The organism is Janthinobacterium sp. EB271-G4-7A (assembly GCF_020858075.1).
Taxonomy (GTDB): Bacteria; Pseudomonadota; Gammaproteobacteria; order Burkholderiales; family Burkholderiaceae_D; genus Janthinobacterium; species Janthinobacterium lividum.
Genome location: NZ_JACYMI010000001.1, coordinates 1,780,258 through 1,800,805 on the forward strand (window position 1 = coordinate 1,780,258; position 20,548 = coordinate 1,800,805).

Below are 20,548 nucleotides of genomic sequence, written 5' to 3' on the forward strand. Positions count from 1 at the left end.
CCAGGTGTGAACCTGGCCGTTTTTTTGCGTGCAGCGCTTTGCTTTATTTTTTCAGCGTCTTTTCCAGCGCCAGCTGGTAGTCCGTCTTTTCGTAGCCGGCCAGGTATTTGTTCGTCGCGTCGAGGAAGGCGCGCGAGCGGTAGGCCGCTTCCAGGTCCTTGACCCATGGCTTGGCCTTGTCGGCCGTGCGGATGGCGACCAGGTTGATGTAGCTGTCCGAGATCTTTTCCACGGCGAGGGCCGACGTCAGCTTCATGCCGGCGGCCAGGGCGAAGTTACCGTTGACAAAAGCGTAGTCGGCGTCGGCCAGCGAACGTGGCAGCTGCGCCGCTTCCAGCGGCACCAGTTTCAGCTTCTTCGGGTTTTCCAGCACGTCGCGCTCTGAAGCGCGCAGCGGATCGACGTTCGGTTTGAGCTTGATCCAGCCCATCTTGGCCAGCATCACCAGCGCGCGCGCCTGGTTGGTCGGATCGTTCGGCATGGTGATGGTGGCGCCGTTCTTCACGTCGGCCAAGGACTTTTGCTTGCCGCCGTACAGGCCGATCGGCATGGTCGGCACGGTGATCAATGAGCTCAGTGGCAGCTTGTTATCGGTGGCGAACTTGGTCAGATAGACGATGTGCTGGAATACGTTGGCGTCCAGCGAACCTTCGGCCAGCGCGTAGTTCGGCTGCACGTAGTCGTTGAATTCCACGATCTTGACCTTGTAGCCCTGTTTTTCCAGGATAGGCTTGATGCCCAGCTTCAGCTGGTCCGAATACGGGCCGGAGCTGGTGCCGATGACGAGTTCTTTCGGGTCCTTGGCGTGGGCGGCGGTGGCGAAGGCCAGGCTGGCGGCGGCCAGGAGCAGGTTGCGGCGAATGTGGTTCATGCTTTTCCTTGTACTGAAATACTGAATATGAATTAACGTTTGTCGAGGCGCTTGGCGATGCGCGTGCCGGCGAACTGGATGGTTTGCACCAGCACGATCAGGATGGCCACGGTGGCGACCATGATGTCCGTCTCGAAGCGGTAGTAGCCGTAGCGGATGGCCAGGTCGCCGATACCGCCGCCGCCCACCACGCCGGCCACGGCCGAATACGACAGGAAGCTGATCGACAGCACGGTCAGGGCCAGCACCAGGCCGGAGCGCGCCTCCACCAGCAGCACGCGGAAGATGATCTGCATTTCCGACGCGCCCATGGCGTGCGCCGCTTCGATCACGCCGCGCGGCACTTCGCGCAGGTTCTGTTCCACCAGGCGCGCCAGGTAGGGAATGGCGGCAAACGACAGCGGTACGCTGGCTGCCAGCGGGCCGATCGAGGTGCCGGCGATGATGCGCGTAAACGGCGTCAGGGCGACCAGCAGGATGATGAACGGGAAGCTGCGCACGGTGTTCACCAGCCAGCCGAGGATCGTCGACAGCGGACGGTTTTCCAGCGACTGGCCTTCCGAGACGAGAAACAGCAGGATGCCCAGCGGGCCGCCGATCAGGATGGCGGCGGTCAGTCCAATGCCCAGCATCGTCATGGTCTGGCCCAGCGCCACCCAGATTTCCGGCAGCAGGTTGATGACGTTATTGATCGATTCTTCAAACATGTGTTGCATCCTTCCATGCGGTGGCTTCAAACGCCTCGGTGCCGTAATAAGCCAGCTCGCGTCCCAGCGCCGTCTTGCGCGGGGTGGCCGTGTCGCTCAAATCGAATTGTTCGGCGATGGCGCCGTTTTCCACGACGGCCACGCGGTTGCAGATGGCGCCCAGCACCGATAGCTCATGGCTGACGATGACGATGGTCACTCCCAGGCGCGCATTGATGTCGCGCAGGGTGTCGAGCAGGGCGCGCGTGGTTTCCGCGTCCAGCGCGGACGTCGGCTCGTCGCACAGCAGCACGTCCGGGTGGCTGGCCAGGGCGCGGGCAATGGCCACGCGCTGCTTCTGCCCGCCGGACAATTGTGCCGGATAGCTGTGCAGCTTGTCGGACAGGCCCACCAGCGCCAGACATTCCTCGACGCGGGCGGCGATCTGCTCGCCCTTGGTCGTGCCATGGATTTTCAGTGGGAAGGCGACGTTGTCGAACACGCTGGCGTTTTGCAGCAGGTTGAATTGCTGGAAAATCATGCCGATGTTCTGGCGCGCGTCGCGCAATTCGCTCTTGCCCAGGCGTGTCAATTCGCGCCCGGCCACGGTAATGGTGCCGCTGTCGGGGCGTTCGAGCAGGTTAATCAGGCGCAGCAAGGTCGATTTGCCGGCGCCGCTCTTGCCGATCAGGCCGAAAATATCACCGGGATAGACTTCCAGCGTGACCGATTTGACCGCGTGGAATTGTTCGCCTTTGGGTAGCGCGAAGGTCTTGTTTGCGCCATCGATGCGAATCACCGGCGTACGGTGTGGTGTGGTCATGCAGTGTTTCCTTTTTTATTGGACCGTGACAGGCTTGCTTGCAGGGGCCAAATCGCCCAGCCTGCCACGTCGGTTGCGTAGTATACCTCCGATCGTGTTATTACTCCTACGACAGAATCTTGCTTTGAATATGCAAATAATGTCTATATGGGTGTTTGGCGAGAGTAAAAGCGGTTTTTGTGCGATCAGCCAATGGAAAATTCGACGGGAATCGATAATTCCAGCGGGTCCGGCCGTTCCTTGGGGATGCGCGGCAGTGGCGCGGCCCGTTGCAAAGTATCGAGCGCTGCCTGATCCAGTGCTGCGGAACCGGAGCTGCGCTCGATGGCGGCGGCCAGCACCTGGCCATCGCGGTCGATGCGGCAGCGCAGATACACCACGCCCTGTTCCTGCTTGGCGCGCGACGCCGTCGGGTAGCGGCGGAAGCGCTCCATGCGCGCCAAAACCTTGCCTTCCCAGCTCGATACGCCGCTGCGCAGCTCCTGCGGCGCGGGCGGCAGGGCGGGCGAGGGCGGCGCCGCCGCGATGGACGGCGCCGCCGCCGATGCCGGTGTCACGGGCGCATGCCGCACCTCGGCGAAGGCCGCGACGGCCTCGGCTTGCGGCGGCATGGGTGCGGCATCCGGCTGCGGCAGTACCAATTGTTGGATTGCCGGCGCTGCCTTTTTGGCAATGGCGGCGGATGGCGCGGCGGCGGCGCTGACCCGTTCAGCAAGATTCTGCTCCAAAGGGCGGGGCGGGGCGGCGGCCGGCAGGAACAGCAGCATGGCCGGTTGCGCGGCGTCGGGCACGATGGCCAGCACGGGCGCTGCCGGCGCGCGGTGGTACAGCGCCCATCCCAGCAGGGCGCCATGCATGGCGAAGACGGCGGCTATCGTCAGCGGACGGCGCCAGTCGGTCGGCGGCGTCTTGTCGGCGGCGGCCGTCGGCGCCGGCCCTTCCGGGCGGCGCAGCAGATAGATGAGGACGGCGATTTCCATCGCGCCCACCATGGCGATCACCCACCAGGGCGGATGGCCGAGGCACATGGCGACAAAGCCGATGGCCATGCCCAGGCAGGCCATGGCCTTGCCGCGCCGCGACACGGCGCGGTGTTCGCGCCACTGCCGCAGGGGCGCGCCAAAGCGGGGGTGATGCAGCAGCCAGTGCTCCAGGCGCGGCGAGGCGCGGCTGAAGCAGGCCAGCGCCAGGATCAGGAAGATCGTCGTCGGCATGACGGGCAGCAGGGCGCCGATCACGCCCAGCGCCACCATCAGCATGCCGGCGGCCGTCCAGGCCCAGCGGCGCAGGCGTGCCGTGTGCGCTTCCGCGCCGGCCTGGATGACTGGCTCTTCCATCAGGCGCAGGCCTCCACGTGGCCGTGCATGCGCAGGAAGGCGGCGCGCGCGCCGTCGATCATGCGCGCTTCACCCGCCTCATCGAGGATGGCCGTATCGAGCACGGAGGTAAATTCGCGCCAGTGCCGCGCGCGTCCGTCAGGATGGCCGGCCAGGTGGCGCGCGCCGTGATGCTCGTCCAGGCCGATCTTGCCGGCCAGTTTATACAGGATGGCCGCGCCCAGCTTCGAGCCTTCGCTCACATACAGCCAGCCCAGCGCCGTGGCCAGGTCCAGCTGCGCGTCGAACGGCGGCGTGGCCGCATCGGACGGCAGCGCGGTGTCCAGGTCGCGCAGGTCGGCGGCGATGCTGGCGTAGCGGCGGCGCTGTTGCAGGTCCGGCAGCAGGGCCGCCAGCTGCGCGTTGTCGTACAGCGCGTCGACGTCGCGCAGGAACGCGTATTGCGCCTGCAAAAAGCGCGCATAGTTCTCGCGGCTGGAAAACGGTGCGCTGGCCATGATGCGCTGGTCCAGCAATTCGTGGGTGGCCATGGTGTCGGCTTTCAGGCGCTGGCTGCGGGTTGGGGCCGCGTTAATCGGAACGGCGTTCAAGGTGCTGCTGGTGTCGCTTGCTGCATGCATGGAATATCTACTCTCTATTATAAGGATGAATCAAATCAGAAACGAAGGCCAAGCGTGACGCGCGCCGTACGGCCCGGTCCCGGCATCAGGCTCAGGGTCAGCGGATCGAGGTAGTAGCGGTCCGTCAGGTTGTCCACCGCCACGTCCAGGGTGGCGTTGGGCGTGATCTTGTAGCTGGCAAACAGGTCAGCCAGGGTGTAGGCCTGCGTCAGCACTTGCGGCGAGGTGCCTGTCCACGACTGCCAGACGGCCTTGTCGTCCTGGCGCGCCAGCGGATGGCCGACATGGGTCAGGCGCGTACCCACGGTGAGCTTTTCCTGCAGCCAGCGCGTACCCAGGGTCAGGTTGGCGCTCAGCTTGGGCTGGATATGGTTGCTGACATACGAGCTGGAAAAACCGATGGGCGAGCAGTCTGGCGTGTTCCAGATATCCGATTGCCACTTGCTGGCCTTGCGCAGATAGGCTGCGGTTGCCGCGTCGCAGATCAGGGTCTTGCGGTTCCAGGTGCCGGAAAAATCGGCAAACACGCTACCCCGGTCATATGACGATTGCAGTTCGATCCCCGAGACGCTGTATCTGTCCGTGTTCGCCATCGAGAAATTCTGCGCGTAGGCCGGCAGGTCCGGTATCGGGCGGCGCGTGATGTAGCCATGCGTGACGTTGTCGAAATACGCGACGCGCAGGCGCAGCTTGTCGGCGGCGCTCCATACGCCGTCCTTGACCAGGCTGACGCCAACTTCGCGGTTATGGCTGCGCTCCGGCTTGAGCGGCGACGAATACGTGGCGGAAAAGCCCATCGTCGATTCGTACAGGCTGGGCATGCGCAGGCCGCGCGCGTCGCGCAGGAACAGGCTGACGCTGTCGGACAGGCGCGCCGTCAGGGCGAAGGTGGGCGCGAAACCGTGGTCCTTGCGGCGGATCGGCGTGCTGTACTTGAACAGGCCGGGGATGGCGTCGCGGAAGACATAATCGTTGCCGCTCCACTGGTCCACCTGCGAGATGTCCAGCGGCGCCGGTTCCTCGCCATAGCGTTCCACCATGCCGCCCACCAGCGCGGGATTGGTGGCCGCCGTGAACTGGCCCTGCGCATCCTGGTACCATTTCGCGGCGCCGAGCTGGTCGCCGTCCTTGTCCCACATGGTGACCCATTGCCAGCCCTGCGGCTGGTACTGCTGTTCCGCGCGGCGGTTGCGGTCGCGTGTATCGAAGCGCTGGAAGCGTCCGCCCGCGTCAACGGTCAGCCAGTCGCGCGCCTGCCACTGCAGCGAGGCGAATACGCTTTGCTCGTGGCGCTTGCCGTTGCGCAGGGTGTGATTGGCGTTCAAGTCTTCATCGAGGATGCGCACGCTGTCGGCCGGACCGATATCCTCGTTCTGCAGGGACAAGCCGTAATCGAGCTTGAGCGCGCCCATGCCGGTGGCGAAGCGCGAGGTGTTCGTCAGGTCGGCGCCAACGCGGCGCGCCTGGTTCTTCGCCAGGTACAGCACTTCCACGCACTCCTTGCATTCATGGTCGCCCGGATTGGCCTTGCCTTCCAGCGGATTGCTGAAGATGTCGCCGTTGCGCGACTTGCTCTGCATGTCCGTCAGCCACAGGTTGGCCTTCAGGTCGATGAGGTTCTGGCCTTCCGGCTTCCACTCGTAGCGCGCCGTCAGCGCGTTGGTGCGCACCTGGCTGGGGTCCCACTGGGGGATGCTGCCGGTGCTGTTGCGGTAGATTTGCGAGGGCATGATTTCGCCATAGCTGCTGTCGAAATAGCGGTAGCCCAGCTCCAGCTTCTGTTCGTGCGGCAGGCGCAGGTTGGCCTTCAGCAGGGCCGAGGTGGTGCGGTTGGCCGTGTTCAGCACCTCATCGCCGCGCTTGAAGAACTGCGTCACGCCATTGTCGTCGCCCCATTCGTTGAGCAGCTGATAGCGTTCGAAACCGCGCGTGCCGGAAAAATAATTGCCGATGCTGCGGTGGCTGATGGCCGCCACCAGGTCGTAGTCGTCCTGGCGCGTCGCCACGGCGATGCTGCCAAAGCCGCTGCGCGGGTCGCCCAGCTTGTTGCGGTGCGTGCGCGGCGCGCTGCCGAAATCGCCGGGTGCCGTGACGCTGTTGTCCTGGATGCCGCCGCGCAGGCGTACGCCCGTGCGCTGGCCTGGCAGCAGAATGTCTTCCGGGCGCAGGGTCTGCATGCTGACCATGCCGCCGATGGCGCCGGCGCCCTGCGCGGACAGGTTCGGGCCCTTGTCGATGCGGATGGCGCTGATCAGGTCCGGGTCGATGTAGCTGCGGTCGGCGATGCCCGCGTAGCCGCGGTAGACGGTCGACGATTGCAGGCTGCCGTCGATCAGCACGGGCACGCGGCCCTGGCCCTGCATGCCGCGCACGTTGACGTCGACGGCGCCGCTGTTGCGGCTGTCGCCCACCTGCACGCCGGCCACGCCCTTGAAGATATCGGCCGGCGAAGTGCCGCGGAAGCGCTCGATCTGTTCGCGTCCGATGTACACGGAGGCGGCCGGCGTCAGGTAGGGCAGGTCGGCCGGATCCGTGTCATCCGCCTCGAACGTGCCGCTGCCGCCCTGGCCATTCACGCGCAGGGTGCCGATCTGCACCGCGCCGGCGGCGACAGGCGCGGGTGCGCTGATGATGATGGTCGTGCCGCCCTGCAGCTGTGCTTGCAGGCCGCTGCCGGCCAGCAGCTGGCGCAGCGCATCGGGCAGCGAATGCCGGCCTTGCAGCGGGGCGCTGTGCCGGCCTTCGGTCAGGCGCGCATCGGCCAGCAGCACCATGCCTGCCTGGCGCGCCAGTTCGTTCAGCGCGCGGTTCAACGGTTGCGCGGGAATCTGCCATTCCACCTGCGCTACCGGCGCGGTGGCGGCATGCGTGGCGGGTGTGGCGAAGGCCAGTCCGATGGCCAGGAACAGGGGAGACAGGCGGGCGTGCAAGGGATGCCGCGGTGGAGTCGTGTGCATGTTTTTCCTATGGTGATGTGGTGATCATTCATAGTTAAAACGAATGAGTATCATTTACCCTGACGTGCGGATTGATTTTATTTCGCTGCATGTTCCGGCAATCAGCGGGCGACGATATGCAGCTTGCCGTCCTGGCGCAGCAGGCGCACGGGTAGCGCCAACGGCAGGGCGGCGGCAAATTGCGCCGGCAGCTTCGCGTCGAAGCTGCCGTTCAGGCGCAGGCCGGCCAGGGCCGGATCGCCGAGCACGAGGTTTGTGTCGCCATAGCGCTCGAATTCGGCCAGCGCTTCGGCCAGGGTCGCGTCCTCGAAATCGAGGCGCCCGGCACGCCAGTTGCCCACCGCTTGCGCGCTGACCCGGGCCAGCGTTTTCACGCCCTGCGGCGTGACGGTGACAGCGTCGCCCGCCTGCAGCACTTCAGCGCGCGCGTCGCCTTCCCCTTCCACGCGCACCGTGCCTTGCGCCACGCTGACTTGCGTGGCGGCCCCTACATGGCGCACGGAAAAATGCGTGCCCAGCACCGTGGCCGTGGCCGGCCCCGCCAGCACCTGGAATGGACGGGCCGGATCGGCCTGCACATGGAACATGGCCTGGCCGCGCAGCAGGCGCACGGTGCGCCTGTCGCGGTACAGGGCCACGTCGACGGCGCTGCCGCTATCGAGTTCGATGCGGCTGCCGTCGGGCAGGACTTGCGTGGCGAACTGGCCGCGCAGCGTGCTGTAATCGTGCTGGAAGCCGGGCTGCTGCAGATGGCTGGCCAGCGGCCAGGCCAGCAGGCCGCACAGCAGCAGGCAGCCGCCGGCCAGCGCGCCGCGCGGCAGCCGGCTCGCCGCCAGCGGTAAATGCGCCAATCGCTGTAGCAGCGAAACAGGGGCCGCGGCGGATGAGGGCAGGGCGGGCTGGCTGAAGGCGGCCACGCGCTGGGCGGGCAGGCTGGCCAGCAGCGCGTCGGTGCGCGCCAGCGCATCCCAGGCATGCTGGTGGCGCGCGTCCGCTTCCAGCCATTGCCGCAGCGCCGTCAGTTCAGGCGCGGCCAGGCCGGCGTCGTGGCGCAGCAGCCACTGCGCGGCCTGGAAATCGATGTCGTCTGCCGGAGTCGGGTTGGGTTTCATGCGCGGTCTTTTCCAGTATCGCGTTCGGGCATGCCTTTTTTACAGGCGAGCATGCCATTGATGATATGTTTTTCCACCATGTTGACGGAGATGTCCATCTGGGCGGCGATCTCGATCTGGCTCATACCTTCGAATTTGTACAGCGCGAAAGCCTCTCGGCAGCGCGGCGGCAAGGCTTCGATGATGGCCAGCAGGCGTTCCATGGTTTGCCGGTCGTGCAGCCGTTGTTCGGGTTCGTCGGCGCGTGGCGCGCGCAGCTGGAAATGCGGTGTGTCGATGTCGTCGTGGGGGCGGCGCTGGCGCAAGCGCTGTTCGTCGATGGCGATGTTCTTTGCCGTCACGTAGAGCAGTGCGCGCTGGCCGCTATCGGGTGCCATGCCCCCTTGCAGGGGAGCTGCGCCGCCGAGCGGCTTGCGCGCCAGGATGCGGGCGTAGGCTTCCTGCACCACGTCCTGCGCCTTGTCGCGGCAGCCGGTGGAGCGCGAAATCAAGCGCAGCAATTCCTGGTAATAGCGTTCAAGCACCGCGCGTTTCCTCGTTATCAAAGCCGGCAATGATAGCAAGCCCATCAAATAATAACAAGAATCATTCTCATCTGTGTTGCTGGATAACGCTGGATATTTTTGGCAATGCAGACAATAATCGGCAACAGAAGGCGCTGTGGCGGACCTTATTGGCGGGTATTATCGATTTTATCGATGCTAACTAGGTATATTTTCCGTTTTACATCGATCTTCATGCCATGCATAATCTGTTGCAACTGAAGCCAGACAATCAGCCGCATGCGCCATTCGCCTGCAGCTGCTTGCGGTTTTGACATCCTCCACTTTCTATCAGGAACCTACAATGAAAAAACTGCTCGCTTTTATCGCCGCCGCCGGCTTCTCGCTGTCCGCGTTTGCCGCTCCTGAAGTCTATGTCATCGATGGCAGCCACACCTTCCCCCGTTTCGAGTACACCCACATGGGCTTCTCGACGCAGCAAAGCCGTTTCAATAACACCACCGGCAAGGTCACCCTGGACCGCGCCGCCAAGACGGGCGCCGTCGAAGTGCTGATCGACACCAAGTCCGTCGATACGGGTTCGACCCTGTTCAACTCGCACATCCAGGGCGAAGATTTCCTCGACACGGCCAAGTATCCGGTCGCCACCTACAAATCGACCAAGTTCAATTTTGACGGCGACAAGCTGGCGTCCGTCGACGGCAACCTGACCCTGAAAGGCGTGACCAAGCCAGTTACCCTGACCGTCACCTCGTTCACCTGCGCACCGCACCCGATGCTGAAAAAAGACGCTTGCGGCGCCAACGCCACGGCCAAGATCAAGCGCTCGGAATTCAACGCCGGTAAATATGCGCCAGCTGTCAGCGATGATGTGACCCTGACGTTTGCCATCGAAGCGATCAAACAGTAATTGTTGGCTGCATGATGCAAAATGGCGGCGGACTTCGGTCCGTCGCCATTTTTTTGTCATTGGTGGGTCGGATTACGCGCTTGCCGCGCTAATCCGACCTACACGGATTGCTGGTTACGATCACGCCAGGTGATGCACCTCCTGCTTCCCATACACGGGGGTAGTTAATCCCTCCATGCGCGCCTTCAGTTGCAGCGACAGGTATTGCGAGTAGTGGCGTGACTGGTGCAGGTTACCGCCGTGGAACCACAGCGCTTGCTGCTGCGTGGGCTTCCACATATTGCGCTGTTCGCCCTCCCACGGCCCCGGATCCTTCGTCGTGGCGGAGCCCAGTCCCCACACCTTGCCCACTTTATTCGCCACCTCGGGCGAGATCAGGTCGGCCGCCCAGCCATTCATGGAACCGTAGCCGGTGGCGTACACCACCAGGTCGGCCGGCAGTTCCGTGCCGTCGGACAGCACGATGGAACGGGCTTTCAATTCCTGCACGCCGACGCCGCTTTTCAGCTTGATCTTGCCCTCGGCGACCAGCTCGGAGGCGCCCACGTCGATGTAGTAGCCGGAGCCGCGGCGCAGGTATTTCATGAACAGGCCGGAATCGTCGTCGCCGAAATCGAGCATGAAGCCCCGTTCTTCCAGGCGCGCATAAAAGTCCGCGTCGCGCTCGCGGATGGCCTTGAAGACGGGCTTCTGGAAGTCGGCCAGTATCTTGTACGGGATTGAGGCGAACGTCAGGTCGGCCTTGGCCGTCGTCATGCCGGCGGCCAGTGCCCGTTCCGAATACAGGTCGCCCAGCGCCAGGTCCATCAGGGAATCGGACTTGACGATGTGCGTCGACGAGCGCTGCACCATGGTCACGTCCACCCCCGCTTCCCACAGGGCGGCGCAGATATCGTGCGCGGAATTGTTGGCGCCCACCACCACGACTTTCTTGCCCACGTACGCATCGGGTCCCGGATGCTGCGACGAGTGCTGCTGCTCGCCCTGGAACACGTCCATGCCCTTGAACTTCGGCATGTTCGCCTTGCCCGACATGCCGGTGGCCAGCACCAGCTGCTTCGGCTTCAGGGTGACTGGCTGGCCGTCGCGCAGCACCTGCACCGTCCACTCGCCCGTGGCTTCGTCGAAGCTGGCCGATTCGCATGACGTCGAACCCCAGTAGTTCAACTCCATCACCTTGGTGTACATTTCCAGCCAGTCGCCGACCTTGTCCTTGGGCGTGAAGACGGGCCAGTTGTCCGGGAAGGGGATGTAGGGCATGTGGTCGTACCAGACGGGGTCGTGCAGGCACAAGGACTTGTAGCGCTTGCGCCAACTGTCGCCGGGGCGCGCGTTTTTCTCGATGATGATGGTGGGGACGTTCAACTGGCGTAGCCGCGCGCCTAGCGCGATGCCGCCCTGGCCGCCGCCGATGATGACGCAATAGGGCTGGCGCGCGTAGCCCAGTTCCGCCGCTTCCTGCTCGCGGTGCTCCAGCCAGCTGCTGCGATTCGTGCGCGCGCCGTGTTCCGCGCCCATGGGGCGCCGGCCGCCCTTGGCTTCTTCAAAACCCTTCAATTCGCTCATGGTGGTAAGCAGGGTCCAGATCTTGCCGTCGCGGATGCGGATGAAGCCCACGCCGCGCGCCACGTTCGTTTCCACCGTAATCCAGCTTTGCAGCACGCCGCCGGCTTGCACCGCATGTTCGCCGTCGGCGATGCGGATGGACACCGGCTGCACGGCGCCCAGCTGGGCGGCCAGCATGGCGGCGATCTGCTCGCGGCCTTCCAGGGTTTTCAGGTTCCAGGTAAACAGCACCAGGTCGCGCCAGTAGCCGTCTGGTTCGAACAGCTGTGCGGCGCCCGTGCCGTCGCTGGCGCGAAGGCTGCCTTCGAGCTGTTCCAGGATGCCGGCCACGGCCAGGTCGTGCGGGTTGATATCGGTTTGCATCGTGTCTCCTCCAAGTCTGCTGACTTTATGATGGGATGCGGCTGTGTTGCCGCTGACGATGTTGTAACACTGGCGTTCCGGCCCCGCATCCCGCAGCGCAGCATGGCGGCGATTGAGACGGAAGTCTCAGCTTTTTCTGCTGCTTACTGCCGGTGCGGCGGCACGATGTGCAGCTGCTTGAGGCGCCGGTACAGGGTGGCGCGCGAGATGCCCAGCATGGCGGCAGCCTGCAGCGGGCGCCATTTGGCGCTGTTCATGGCATGGACGATGCGCGTGCGCTCGGCCATCTCCTGCTGCGTGCAGGCCGCCACGCCATCCGTCACGGGGGCCGTGTCCTTGACGCGTGTGCGCGCGCTGGCCTGGCGCAGCGGCGCACGCACGCGGGCGTGCAGCCAGGTGCTGCCGCCGGCCAGGCGCAGGGACAGCAGATTGTGTCCCGCGCGCGCATCGACCAGCCGCTCGGCGCGCACTTCCAGCACCTCGTTGACGGAACGCGGCAGGACGTCCAGGCCCCCGATGACGTCGCGCGCGCAGCGGTTGGCGGCGACGATGTCGCCATGTTCGTCGATGGCGAGCAGCATCTCCGGCTGCACTTCCACGAAGTGGCGGTTGCGGTGCGCCAGCAGGATGCAGCAATGGCTGTAGGACTTGAGAAAAAATCCGTCCTCGATCAGGGTCGCGCCTTGCCGCACCAGTTGTTTTACCAGGCGCTGGCTGTCGCGCGCGTCGGGCGAACTCAGGGCCGACGCATCGAGCACGCCGATCAAGTCGCCGTGCGGCGAAAAAATCGGCGCGGCGCTGCAGGTCAGGCCAGTGAACGCGGCGCGGAAATGGTCGGTCTTGTGCACGGTGATGGCTTCGTGGTCGAGCAGCACGGAGGCGATGCCGCACGTGCCTTCCTCTTCTTCCGACCAGCACGAACCGGGATACAGGCCCGCCTTCTTGAAATCCTTGCGCTGGTCCTTGTCGACCACGTAGTCGATGGTCACGCCGCGCGCATTGGCGAGGATGACGCAGTAGCCCGTTTCGCGCACCATGGCGTGCAGGCGCGGCAGGCACTGGCCCGTGGAGCGCAGAAAATTTTCCTCGGACTGCTGGATGGCGCGCAGTTCGGCGCTTGTCAGGATGCGCGGCCCTGTCGTCGAGGCGGGGTCGAGCCGGTAATCGTCCAGCGAGCGCCGGTACGACGAGGCCAGCCTGGCCGTATCGGCTCCCGGATTGACGATACGGCCGGCGATCAGGTCGCGCACGCGGTCGATATGGCTGGTCTGGCGGACGTAGGGCATGGCGCTCTCCAGTGTCTCGGTATCTGGTGTTTTGATGGTCTTTCCGTTTGTAGCACGAAGCGCCGGCACATGCATGCCGCATTGCAGCATGGGACTGCCGTGAGACGTTTGTCTCACCACGGCCGCACCGCACGATAGGATGCCTTACAACAAGAGCATCTCTGATAACATTCGCTCAAATTGACAGTCAGCCAGCGCAAGGGATATCTATGGCAATGCAAGCGATGTTCCTGGTACGCAGAACGATGGTGCTGGCGATGCTGGGCTGGAGCGCCGCCTGCGGCGCCGCCGGCCAGCTCGATCCCGATGGCCAGAGCAGCATGGAAAAGGAAGTGGCCCGGCGCGCCGCCGTCGAGCCGGCCATCGGCGCGGACTGGCAAGTGACGCGTTCCGTCGAAGCGGGCGTGCAAGTGGCAGGCGAGAGCAATCTGTTCTGGAAGCTGTCGAATACGCCGGCGCGCAATCCCGGCTTCGATTTCCATCCCTACTGGTACGAGTTCTATGTCAAGCCGGCGCTCGGCTTCAAGCGCAATCTGGGCGACGGCAAGCAGCTGTATGCGCGCGTTTCCGCAGTCGGCTCGGGCACCTTGCGCCATGACCCTTTTGGCGCGGGCGATACGGGCCGCATCTCGATCGAGGAGTTCGTCGCCGGCATCCGCATGCCGATCGGCGGTACGCGCGCCATGCTCGACCTGTCGGCCGGCGCGCAAAATTTCACGCTGGGCACGGGCATGCTGGTCGCCAATGGCGGCTCGAACGGCTTTGACCGTGGCGCGCTGAAACTGGGGCCGCGCAAGGCATTCCAGAATTCCGTGGTGGCCAAAATAAGCCAGGATGCGCTCAGCGCCCAGGCGTTCTATCTCGACCCGAATGAAAACCCCGACAACGATTCGGGCACGCGCGTCGTGGGCGTTGACGTCAGCTACGCGCCCGCGAACGACCGCAAGGCGGGCATCGCGTATGGCAAGGCGCCCCGTTCGCATGCCGCGTATCCGCAGGCGGCGCCGGGCGGCATCGGCGCGCCGCTGGCGGTGCCTGACGGCCGCAAGGACCTGCAGTTCGTGTATGGCTACGCGCGCGTGCCCGTACTGCCCACCGTGCTGCCGAAAGGCTGGTTCGGCGTCGACGCGGCGCGCGAATGGAACACGCGCGAGCCGATGCGGGCCTGGGGCTGGCGCACGGAAGGGGGCTTTTCCCTGCCCGACGTTGCGTGGACGCCGAAGTTCACCCTCGGCTACCAGAGCTTTTCCGGCGACGATCCGCGCACGGCGCGCAACGAGCGCTTCGATCCGCTGTTTTTCGAAGGCACGCCGGGCGCCTGGGCTTCGGGCAGCAAGGCGACCTGGGTCTTTGTCAATGCCAACGTGAATGCGCTGCAGGCCACCATCGAGCTTCACCCGACGCCGAAAGACACCGTGACCGCTTACCTGGCCCAGGTACGCGCCAACCGGATGGGCAGCCCGTTACAGTTCGGCCAGGCGACGCGCCTCGACGTGCCGGGCGACGCACCCGTGGTGATCTCCGGCGTGCTGCGCCCGATGCTGGCGAACGATGTCTTCGTCAAGTATGTGCGCGTCGTCAACCCGAATACCTACCTGACCCTGGGCTTCAGCGCCTCGTTCGCGCAGTCCGGCGTGAACCAGCTGGTGAACGGGCAGGCCCGGACCTGGACGGGCTGGCTGGCCAACGTCGTATGGGTATATTAAGTATTCCGTTTATCAAGGAGAGCATCGCATGAACGATTTTCCCAGCATGAAACGCCTGGCCCTGGCTGCCACCTGCCTGGCGCTGGCCGCCAGCGCCCATGCGGCAGAAGCGACGGCGCCGCTGTCTGCCGCCGCCAGCGACCCGGCTACACTGCAATGGATGGTGGGCGCGCCGCCGCCGGCCGATAAGATCATCCGCTTCGACGATGGCAGCTATTTCAATTTCCCCCAGCTGCGCTGGAGCGTGTCGCACTTCCGCCAGCTGATGCCGACGGTGGAAGTGGCGCGCGGCCTGAAAGCGCCCGTGCCTTTGCCGCGCGCGCTGCGCAGCGATATCGACAGCCTGCGCTTCACGCCCCTGGGCGCGCAGGACGCGATGACCTGGGAGCAGTCGCTGGGCGCCAACTACACGGACGGCATCGTCGTGCTGCACCGGGGTCGCATCGTGTATGAACGCTATTTCGGCGTATTGAAGGAGAGCGGCCAGCACGGTGCCATGTCCGTGACGAAGTCCGTCATGGGCACCATCGGCGCGGCCCTGGTAGCCGAAGGCAAGCTCGATCCAGGCAGGAAAGTGGCCGAGTATGTGCCGGAACTGGCGAAGTCCGCGTTTGGCGACGCCACCGTGCGCCAGGTGCTTGACATGACCACGGGCCTGAAATTCAGCGAAGATTACGCGGACCCGAAAGCGGAAGTCTGGCAGCACGCGGCGGCCGGCAGCCCGCTGCCCAAGCCGAAGGATTACACGGGGCCGCGCAGTTATTTCGAGTACCTGCAGACGGTGCAGCACGAGGGCAGGCATGGCGAGGGTTTCGGCTACCGCACGGTCAACTCCGACGTGCTGGGCTGGATCATCGCCCGCGTCACGGGGCAGAACGTCAACGAATACCTGTCCGAGCATATCTGGCAAAAGCTGGGGGCCGAGCAGGATGCCTACATGACGGTCGATTCGACGGGCACGCCGTTTGCTGGCGGCGGCTTGAATGCGGGCTTGCGCGACCTGGCCCGCTTCGGCGAGATGCTGCGCAACGATGGCCGCTACAACGGCCAGCAGATTTTGCCCAAGGCGGCCGTCGACGATATCCGCCGCGGCGGCGACAGGCAGCTGTTCGCCAAGGGCGGCTATGATTTGCTCAAGGGCTGGAGCTACCGCGACATGTGGTGGGTCACGCATAACGACCATGGCGCCTACATGGCGCGCGGCGTGTACGGCCAGCGTATCTACATCGACCCGAAGGCGGAAATGGTGATCGTGCGTTTCGCCTCCACGCCGACGGCGGCCAACGCGGCCAACGACCCGACCACCACGCCGGCCTTCGAGGCGCTGGGCAAGTTGTTGCTGGCCAAGCCGAAGTAATCTGCGGGCGGGCCCGTGCCAGCCGTGCGGCGGAACGGGCGCAACTGCAATACACTATCCTTTCGTCATTATTTGTTGCTTGAATGATATTCATGCAACGCACGCAAGGGGAAGCACCGTGGAAACCAGCCAGCAGGATCAACCGCGCCCGCCGCTCTGGCGGCGCCTGCTGTGGCCGGTCGCCCAGCTGAGCTCTGCCTTCAAGCTGACGGGCACGCATCTGCTGCACCACGTGATCGGCGCCAGCCTGATCGCCGCGCTGATGCTGGTGCTGGAAGGTTTTCACGTGCTCGAATGGCTCGATGCGGCCATGCTGCGCGCCAGCGCGGAACAGGGGCAACTGCTAAACCGGGGCAAGGACCCGGGCGCCGCCTACCGGCCTGGCATCATCGAAATCGACCAGCCCGCGTTCGAGCAGGTTTTCGACGAGCGCGAACCGCTGGAGCGTTCACGCCTGGAGCAATTGATCGCCAGCGCCGCCGCGCGCGGCAGCAAGGTGCTGGCCATTGACCTGGACCTGGCGCCGGCCGTGTACGAGCAGCACAAGGCGGGCGAGAGGCCGCTGGACCGCCTGCTCGACCGGCTGGCCGCCGATGGCCGGCAACTGGTGCTGATCCTGCCCGAGCAATCGGACCGCAATGCGAACCTGCCGTGGATACGCGCGCGCTGCGCCGCCGGCATCCATTTTGCCAGCCCGCGGATCCGCGAACGCATGGGCGCCGTCACGCGCATCGAGCTGAAAAGCCCCGTGCTGGCTGCCGTGGCCTTCGAGCTGGCGCATGGCGCCGACGAGCAGGAGCAGCAGCAACCCATGCCGGCCGCCCTGTCCGAGCAAAAGGAAGTGCTGGCGCTGGCTGGCCGCGTGTGCCAACTGGCGCAGCATACGGGCAGCGAAAAGGAGTTGGCGCGCTGGGCGTTCGAGCCCGTCATCCGCGGCGACGCCAAGGCAGCGGCCGAACAGAACGCCGTCACCGCACCGTTTCACCCGGCCGCCGTGGCGCCGGCATTCCTGAATCCCACGCGCACGCGCGTGAAACTGATCGATGGCCAGGCCGGCGTGGAGGCCGTGGCATTGCGCAAGAACGTCGTGTATCTCGGCAGCACGTATGACGTGCGCGACCACTACACGACGGCCGAAGGCGAGCAGGCCAGCCTGCACCTGCATGCGGCCGCCCACACGTCGCTGGGCATCGGCACGGCCGACGTCAACAAATATGCGGTGTTCGTGGCCGACATCGTCATCGGCGTGCTGCTGGGCTGCCTGTTCGGCGGCCTGTGGACCTTGTATGGCCGCGCCGAGCTGGCCATCGACCGGCGCATGGAAGACCACGATTTCAGCCGCCTGCACCGCATGGGCACCCTGGCGGAATTCTATGGCATCCGCCTGATGCTGGTGCTGGTGTGGGCCTCGCCGTTTGCCATCGGCGCACTGGCCATCTATTTGTCGCGCGGCTTGCTGGAGCAGGGCTGGTGGGTCAACCCCGGCCCCCTGATCGCCGGCATGTTCTTGCACGCGATGTCGCTGCGCGACGAAGCCCACCATCCGCACGAGGAAGTGCCGGGCCTGTCCGTGTGGGCCCAGCTGCGCCGCACGCATCCGGGCATCGTGCTGGTGCAGGCGCCGCTGGCGGTGCTGTTGCTGGTGGTGGCGCTGGTGTAGCGAGATGGCAGTTGATTAATTGATCAGCTTCAACCCCGGTGGCAGCGCCTCGCCCAGCATGCGTTTCGTGTTCGCTTCATCCAGCTGCGTCACTTCGCTGACCATGGCCTGCCACAGGGGCGGGGCGCCCACGGCTTTCAGGCGGGCCAGGATGGTGGCCCGCAGTTCGTCGCCGATGTCGCGCGAGCGGTCGCCCGTCATGCGCGCCAGGTGGGTGGCGGCGAAGGCGGCCGGTTCCACTTTCTTCCAGTCCAGCGCCAGCAGCACGTGCAGCCAGTCGGCCACGCTGGCGCTGTCGACCACTTCGTGCGCGCTGCCGTGGAAGGGCTGGCGCGCGCCGACCCTGGCCAGCGCCCACAGGGTATTCGTATCGGCCGCTTCACCCTTCTTGCTGGCTTTCTCCAGCCGCTTGATCAGCCAGGCGCCCACTTCGGCCTTGTAGGCGCCGGGGATGCGCTCGAGCGACGCGCCCAGGCGCAGCATGTCGTCGTCGCTGCCGTTGACCAGGGTGACGGGGCGGCTGCCGCGCTGGGCCGCATCGGCTTGCAGGTTGAAGGCGAAGTCGTCCAGCAGGCGCAGTTGCTGCTCGGGGTTCAAGCCGCCGGCCACCCGGCGCCACAGGGTCCACCATTCGGCGCACACCTGGTTGTCCTTGTGATGCTGCACGCCCGCGTCGAACAGGGCCCACAACTGCTCGATGCGCCACGGGTCCAGCGCGTCGCCATAGCCGGGCCGCAAACAGTAGCCCGCCAGGTTCAGCCAGACCCGCTCATGCTCGGCGGAGCGGCGCCGGCCACGGGCGCGCAGCAGCAGGGCGTCGAACAGCTGGCGCAGCAGGGCAGTCTCCCAGCTTTCGCGTCCGCCCAGCCCCCGTTCCAGGTGCTGGCGCAGCTGCCGCACTTCCTTGGCTTCGACCTTTTGCGCCTTGCCGCCGAAGATGCGCTCGATCTTCTCGACCGCTTCTTTCACGCGCGGCGGAACGGCTTGAGCCTCGCCATCTCCTTGCTCTTCCTTCCCAGCGCGCAACTGGAATTCCAGCAGCCAGCGCTGGCCGGCATCCGCAGCGGCCACGCAATGCACTTCCAAAGTCCCTACCTCGGTCATGACTGTCGCCAGCTGCACGGTGATTTCGCGCTTGTCACTGGCATCCTGTTTGTCGTGCAGCACGCTGGCCAGCGGCGGCAGGCGCAAGTATTCTCCGGCGTCCAGGTCGACGATCTCGCCCAGTTGCGGCGGCGTGCCCGCCTCAAAGAGGGACGTGGCCAGGTGGAAGCGCACGGGCCGGCCCAGGCGCAGCGCGAACAGCCGTTCGGTCAGGCGGATTTCCTCGCCGCTGGCGCTGCCACGGGGCAGGATGCAGACGGCGCGCTTGTCCTTGCCCGCTTCGCCCAGCACGAGGAAATAGCTGCGCGGCGAGCCGCCGCCGATGCGCGGCGCCTGGCCGCGCCGGGCCAGCGCGTAGGCGACGGCGCCACGGGCCACGGCCACGTCTGGATTGTCATTGTGCAGGATGGTCAAGGGCTGACCACGCCAGTGCGCCAGGGTCTCGGCCAGGCGGCGCGCCAGCGCGTCGGCGCGGAACACCCCGCCATTGAGCAGCAGGGTATCGGGCAGTGCGCCCTGATGTTGTTGTAAAAAGCCGGCCAGGTGACGCGTGATGGCCGCGTCCTGCGCATACGGCAGGCCGAATTCGACGATGCCGGCGCGGCCCTTTCTCGCCACCTCGCTCAGTTCCACCTTCGGGAAGAAGCCATCGACCACCATGGCCGCCACTTCCTCGCGCGTGACGTCGACGGAACGGCTGCCGCCGATCAGACGAGATCCTGCGCCCAGCAGGGTGACGGTGGCGCTTTCCGGCGCATCGTTCGACAGCAGCAATTCCTTGGCGGCGCGGCAGCGTTCCATCAGCTGCGACAAGCGCGCGGCGGACAGCTTCATGCCGCCTTCGCTGCCTGCCGCCATGCGCGTTTCCACCAGGTGGGCCAGCGCCAGGTCCATATTGTCGCCGCCGAGGATCAAATGATTGCCCACGCTGCTGCGCGTGAGCTGCGGTTCGCCGTCGTCATCGAAGGCCACGTCGATCAGGCTGAAATCCGTGGTGCCGCCGCCCACGTCGCACACCAGAATGCGGCGCGTATCGGCCAGGTCCTCGCGCAGGGTGGCGCGCTGGCGCTGCAGGAAGTCATAAAAGGCCGCCTGCGGTTCTTCTACCAATCGTAGCGCAGGCAAGCCCGCCATGCGGGCCGCTTCCAGGGTGAGTGCGCGCGCACCCTCGTCGAACGAGGCGGGGATGGTCAGCACCAGTTCCTGTTCTTCCAGCGGAGAATCCGGGAAGCGGTGATTCCACGCGGCGCGTACATACGCGAGGTAGCTGGCGCTGGCCGCGACAGGCGACACCTTGGCCACGTCGGCCTCGGCGCCCCACGGCAGGATGGGCGCCTGGCGGTCCACGTTCGCGTGCGACAGCCAGCTCTTCGCGCTGGAAACGAGGCGGCCCGGCACCTGGGCGCCGAGCTGGCGCGCCAGAGCGCCCAGCACGGCATGCTCCAGGTCCTGCTGCGGCCAGGGCAGCTGCAAGTCGCCCGCCGCCAGTTCGCCGGCGGCAGGGTGGTAGCGCAAGGACGGCAGCAGGGGGCGTGCGCCCACTTCGCCGGGAGCGACCAGCTGCTCGATGGCGAACAGCTGGATGCCCGCCTGCGCATCGGCGGCATTGGCATAGGCGACCACCGTGTTGGTGGTGCCCAGGTCGATGCCGACCAGGAAGGCCTGCTTGCCCACTGCGCTGCGCATG

General features: G+C 65.5%; 15 protein-coding genes. 4 read left to right on the forward strand and 11 right to left on the reverse strand.

The genetic code is table 11. The features are described 5' to 3' along the window. Window positions 1–43: 43 nt before the first annotated feature. The 8 genes from IGS58_RS08155 to IGS58_RS08195 all read right to left on the reverse strand — a co-directional run bounded on the left by IGS58_RS08155 (window position 44) and on the right by IGS58_RS08195 (window position 8,930). Complete coding sequence (locus IGS58_RS08155) at window positions 44–871, reverse strand: MetQ/NlpA family ABC transporter substrate-binding protein (protein ID WP_034779181.1); 828 nt, start codon at window positions 869–871, stop codon at window positions 44–46. Between the two features lie 32 nt (window positions 872–903). Then, window positions 904–1,578: a methionine ABC transporter permease gene (locus IGS58_RS08160; RefSeq protein ID WP_046683994.1), complete on the reverse strand. Its 675-nt coding sequence runs from the start codon at window positions 1,576–1,578 to the stop codon at window positions 904–906. Continuing rightward, the gene (locus tag IGS58_RS08165) at window positions 1,571–2,380 is read right to left on the reverse strand and encodes a methionine ABC transporter ATP-binding protein (RefSeq protein ID WP_070222288.1); all 810 of its coding nucleotides are present in this window, start codon (window positions 2,378–2,380) and stop codon (window positions 1,571–1,573) included. The genes IGS58_RS08160 and IGS58_RS08165 overlap by 8 nt, the downstream gene beginning before the upstream one ends. Window positions 2,381–2,565: 185 nt before the next feature. After that, the gene (locus IGS58_RS29225; RefSeq protein ID WP_442908357.1) at window positions 2,566–3,717 is read right to left on the reverse strand and encodes a TonB family protein; all 1,152 of its coding nucleotides are present in this window, start codon (window positions 3,715–3,717) and stop codon (window positions 2,566–2,568) included. Then, complete coding sequence (locus IGS58_RS08180) at window positions 3,717–4,337, reverse strand: biliverdin-producing heme oxygenase (protein WP_115057546.1); 621 nt, start codon at window positions 4,335–4,337, stop codon at window positions 3,717–3,719. The genes IGS58_RS29225 and IGS58_RS08180 overlap by 1 nt, the downstream gene beginning before the upstream one ends. 35 nt (window positions 4,338–4,372) lie before the next feature. Then, entirely contained in the window at window positions 4,373–7,294 is a 2,922-nt protein-coding gene (locus IGS58_RS08185) for a TonB-dependent receptor (RefSeq protein ID WP_230521047.1), read from the reverse strand. Window positions 7,295–7,395: 101 nt separating this feature from the next. Beyond that, complete coding sequence (locus IGS58_RS08190) at window positions 7,396–8,406, reverse strand: FecR family protein (RefSeq protein WP_230521048.1); 1,011 nt, start codon at window positions 8,404–8,406, stop codon at window positions 7,396–7,398. Then, window positions 8,403–8,930 carry an RNA polymerase sigma factor gene (locus IGS58_RS08195; RefSeq protein ID WP_230521049.1) on the reverse strand — a complete coding sequence of 176 codons (528 nt, stop codon included), beginning with the start codon at window positions 8,928–8,930 and terminating at the stop codon, window positions 8,403–8,405. The genes IGS58_RS08190 and IGS58_RS08195 overlap by 4 nt, the downstream gene beginning before the upstream one ends. A 322-nt stretch (window positions 8,931–9,252) precedes the next feature. Here IGS58_RS08195 and IGS58_RS08200 point away from each other — a divergent pair, with 322 nt between their 5' ends. Then, the gene (locus IGS58_RS08200) at window positions 9,253–9,819 is read left to right on the forward strand and encodes a YceI family protein (RefSeq protein ID WP_070254538.1); all 567 of its coding nucleotides are present in this window, start codon (window positions 9,253–9,255) and stop codon (window positions 9,817–9,819) included. Window positions 9,820–9,939: 120 nt separating this feature from the next. On the opposite strand, the gene IGS58_RS08205 is transcribed toward IGS58_RS08200, so the two are convergent. Together IGS58_RS08205 and IGS58_RS08210 are read right to left on the reverse strand one after the other, a co-directional pair. Next, window positions 9,940–11,748 (reverse strand): NAD(P)/FAD-dependent oxidoreductase, encoded by a 1,809-nt coding sequence (locus IGS58_RS08205; protein ID WP_230521050.1) that lies wholly within the window; start codon window positions 11,746–11,748, stop codon window positions 9,940–9,942. A 143-nt stretch (window positions 11,749–11,891) separates the two neighbouring features. Continuing rightward, window positions 11,892–13,034: a sigma-54-dependent Fis family transcriptional regulator gene (locus tag IGS58_RS08210; RefSeq protein WP_230521051.1), complete on the reverse strand. Its 1,143-nt coding sequence runs from the start codon at window positions 13,032–13,034 to the stop codon at window positions 11,892–11,894. Between the two features lie 209 nt (window positions 13,035–13,243). On the opposite strand from IGS58_RS08210, the gene IGS58_RS08215 reads away from it, so the two are divergent. The 3 genes from IGS58_RS08215 (at window position 13,244) to IGS58_RS08225 (ending at window position 17,757) form a co-directional block, all read left to right on the forward strand. Further along, window positions 13,244–14,740 carry an alginate export family protein gene (locus IGS58_RS08215; protein WP_230521052.1) on the forward strand — a complete coding sequence of 499 codons (1,497 nt, stop codon included), beginning with the start codon at window positions 13,244–13,246 and terminating at the stop codon, window positions 14,738–14,740. Window positions 14,741–14,768: 28 nt separating this feature from the next. Beyond that, complete coding sequence (locus IGS58_RS08220) at window positions 14,769–16,097, forward strand: serine hydrolase domain-containing protein (RefSeq protein ID WP_174718106.1); 1,329 nt, start codon at window positions 14,769–14,771, stop codon at window positions 16,095–16,097. A gap of 118 nt (window positions 16,098–16,215) precedes the next feature. Further along, window positions 16,216–17,757, forward strand: a complete 1,542-nt coding sequence (locus IGS58_RS08225; protein ID WP_230521053.1) for a CHASE2 domain-containing protein — start codon at window positions 16,216–16,218, stop codon at window positions 17,755–17,757. A gap of 15 nt (window positions 17,758–17,772) precedes the next feature. Here the strand turns inward: IGS58_RS08225 and IGS58_RS08230 are convergent, their stop codons facing one another. After that, the gene (locus tag IGS58_RS08230; protein ID WP_230521054.1) at window positions 17,773–20,547 is read right to left on the reverse strand and encodes an Hsp70 family protein; all 2,775 of its coding nucleotides are present in this window, start codon (window positions 20,545–20,547) and stop codon (window positions 17,773–17,775) included. Window position 20,548 lies beyond the last annotated feature (1 nt).